At 72.7% G+C, this 3001-nt stretch carries 2 protein-coding genes and 1 pseudogene; all 3 read left to right on the top strand.

Annotation, left to right across the window (positions count from 1 at the left end; all coding sequences use genetic code 11):
- Window positions 1-2155, top strand: a pseudogene (locus ACH5AO_RS32345) (hypothetical protein); the annotation flags it as partial.
- Window positions 2156-2171: 16 nt separating this feature from the next.
- Window positions 2172-2642 carry a YbaB/EbfC family nucleoid-associated protein gene (locus ACH5AO_RS32340; RefSeq protein WP_398930919.1) on the top strand — a complete coding sequence of 157 codons (471 nt, stop codon included), beginning with the start codon at window positions 2172-2174 and terminating at the stop codon, window positions 2640-2642.
- 2 nt (window positions 2643-2644) lie between these two features.
- Window positions 2645-2992: a hypothetical protein gene (locus ACH5AO_RS32335; protein WP_398930917.1), complete on the top strand. Its 348-nt coding sequence runs from the start codon at window positions 2645-2647 to the stop codon at window positions 2990-2992.
- Window positions 2993-3001 lie beyond the last annotated feature (9 nt).

Below are 3001 nucleotides of genomic sequence, written 5' to 3'. Positions count from 1 at the left end.
CTACGCCAAGGCGGCGGCGGAGAAGGAGAAGGCGGAGGCCAAGGCCGAGCGGGACAAGGAGAAGGCGGAGGCCGAGAAGGAGAAGGCCGAAGCCAAGGCGGCGGCGGAGAAGGAGAAGGCGGAGGCCAAGGCCGAGCGGGACAAGGAGAAGGCGGAGGCCGAGAAGGAGAAGGCCGAAGCCAAGGCGGAAGCCGAGAAGGAGAAGGCGGAGGCCAAGGCCGAGCGGGACAAGGAGAAGGCCGAAGCCGAGAAGGAGAAGGCCGAGGCGAAGGCGGAGCAGGAGAAGGAGAAGGCCGAGGCCAAGGCCGAGCAGGAAGCCGCCAAGGAACAGGCCGAGAAGGAGAAGGCCGAGGCGAAGGCGGAGCAGGAGAAGGAGAAGGCCGAGGCCAAGGCCGAACAGGAAGCCGCCAAGGAACAGGCCGAGAAGGAGAAGGCCGAGGCCAAGGCGGAGCAGGAGAAGGAGAAGGCCGAGGCCAAGCAGGCGGCGGCCGAGCAGCAGGCGTTCGTCCTCGCGCAGAACCAGAAGGCGCAGGACGAGGCGAAGAAGGAACGGGAACGGGCCGCGGCCCAGGCCGAAGCCGACCGCGCCGAGGCCAAGGCCGAACAGGAGGCCGCCAAGGAAGAGGCGGCGAAGGAGAAGGCCGAGGCGAAGGCGGAGCAGGAGGCCGAGAAGGCCGAGGCGAAGCGCGAGCAGGAGGCCGCCAAGGCGGAGGCCGAGAAGGAGAAGGCGGAGGCCAAGGCCGAGCAGGAGAAGGAGAAGGCGGAAGCCAAGGCCGAGCAGGAGGCCGCCAAGGAACAGGCCGGGAAGGAGAAGGCCGAGGCCAAGGCGGAGCAGGAGGCCGCCAAGGCCGAGGCCAAGGCCGAGCAGGCAGCCGCGAAGGCGGAGGCCGACGCCGAGAAGGAAGCCGCCAAGCAGGAACAGGCCCAGGCGAAGGCCGAAGCGGAGCGCGAGCAGGAGGCCGCCAAGGCGGAGGCCGACGCCGAGCGGGAAGCCGCCAAGCGGGAACAGGCCGACGCGCGGGCCGATGCGGAGGCCTGGCAGGAGGAGGCCCGCCGCGAGGCCCTGCAGGAGAAGCAGCAGGCCAGGCTGGACGCCCAGAACGCCAAGGCCGAGGCGCAGGCCGACTACGAGCAGCAGAAGGCCGAGGCCCGCGCCGAGCGCGACGCCGCCCTCCAGGAGGCCGACCGCCAGGAGGCGGCGGCCCGGCAGGAGTACGAGCAGGAGAAGGCCGAAGCCCAGGAGCAGCGGGACCAGGCGCGGCAGGACGCTGAGCAGGAACGCGCCGAGGCACGCCAGGAGTACGAGCGGGAGATCGCCGCCGGCACCCCCGAGAGCGAGGCCCGCGAGGAGTACGACCGGCGGATCGCGGAGATCGACGCCGCCGAACGGGAGGCCCTCGACCGGGCGGACGCCGCCGAGGCCGACGCCAGGAGCGAGTACGACCGGGCGAAGGCCGACGCCCAGGCGGAACGCGAGGAGGCGCGCACCGAGGCCGAACAGGCGCGCAAGGACGCCAAGGCCGAGTACGACCAGCGGATGGGCGACATCCAGGCCGAGTACGACCGGATCAGCGCCGAGCAGAAGGACATCGACGAGCTGATCCGGCAGCGCATCGCCGACCTTCCGGAACCCCCCGACCTCTCCGCCTACAGCCAGGGCGGCTCGGCGGGCTCCGCGGGCTCGGCGTACTCCTCCGCGTTCAGCGACAACCTCTACAACCAGGACGACCTCGCCTCGGCGCTCGGACGCCCGCAGAGCGGCGACGCCCTGGCGGGCGCCTCCGCCGGCGGCACCGGCACGGGAGCGGGCTCGCCGGGGATGTACCCGCCGATGATGCGCGGCGCGGGCGGCGAGGCCGGCGGCGGCTCCGGCGAGCGCGCCAGGACCGTCATCGAGCCCGTGGTCGGCCGCTCCGGCCGCACGGCCGCCACCACGCCGACCGTCGACGACGAGGAACACCGCGTCGTCCCCAGGTCCACGCAGACCAGCAGCAGTACGCCCTTCATGCCGCCGATGGGACCCATGGGCGGGGCGGGGGCGGGGGACAGGCCGCAGACGGAGAGCGGGGACCGGGAACGGACCACGTGGCTGGCCGAGGACGAGGACGTCTGGGGCACCGACGAGGGCGGCGCGCCGCAGGCCCTGGGACGCTGAGAGGAAGGGGACCGGGATGAACCGGCCGATGGAGGACCGGGTGGCCCAGGCGATGGCCCACCTCAAGGCGGCGGAACAGGCCGCGGCCTCGGCACGCGCCGAACTGGACGCGGCCTCGGTCACCGCGCGTTCGGCGGACCGGTCGGTCCGGGTCTCCGTCGGAGCGAAGGGCGAACTGACCGGCCTGGAGTTCCTCGACGGCAAGTACCGGACCATGGCCGCCGCCCAGCTCTCCGCGGCGGTGCTGGAGGCCGCGAACAAGGCGCGGGCCGAGATGGCCCGCCGGGTCGTCGCCACGCTCGACCCGCTCACCAGGATGACCGCGCGCGGCGCCGCCCCGGAACGGATGGGCGTCGACTGGGAGTCCCTCTTCGGATCGCTGCTCCGCGAGACCTCCGTCGCGGAGGGACCCACGGCGATGAGCAGGCTCCGCGACGAGATCGTCGAGGACGACGAGGACGACAAGAGACGGCAGGGGGGCGCGTAACCATGGCCGGCAACTACTCCGCCGACATCCAGGCGATCCTGCAGGGCTCCAGACACCTCGCCGACGCCGTGCGCTACGGCGACGAGATGCTGCCCCGCTTCGAGAACGGCTGCGCGCAGTACTCGGGCTGGTGGGGCGAGGAGGGCGGCGACGACGACTTCGCCAACGCGGTCGGCGAGCAGGTCCGGCGCGAACAGCAGCAGGTGGCGGAGACGGTCCTCGCCATCACCGGCGGGTTCATGGCGCTGGTCGACGCGGTCGCCGCCGAGGCCGACCACGTGCAGCGGCCGCAGACCCAGGCGCTGGAGGACATCGAGGCGCACGGCTCGGAGAGCGAGACCAGGCGCTGAATGGCGATC

Source organism: Streptomyces sp. NPDC018964, assembly GCF_044390325.1.
In the GTDB taxonomy this organism is placed as follows: domain Bacteria; phylum Actinomycetota; class Actinomycetes; order Streptomycetales; family Streptomycetaceae; genus Streptomyces.
This window is presented reverse-complemented; position numbering and strand designations above follow the sequence as displayed.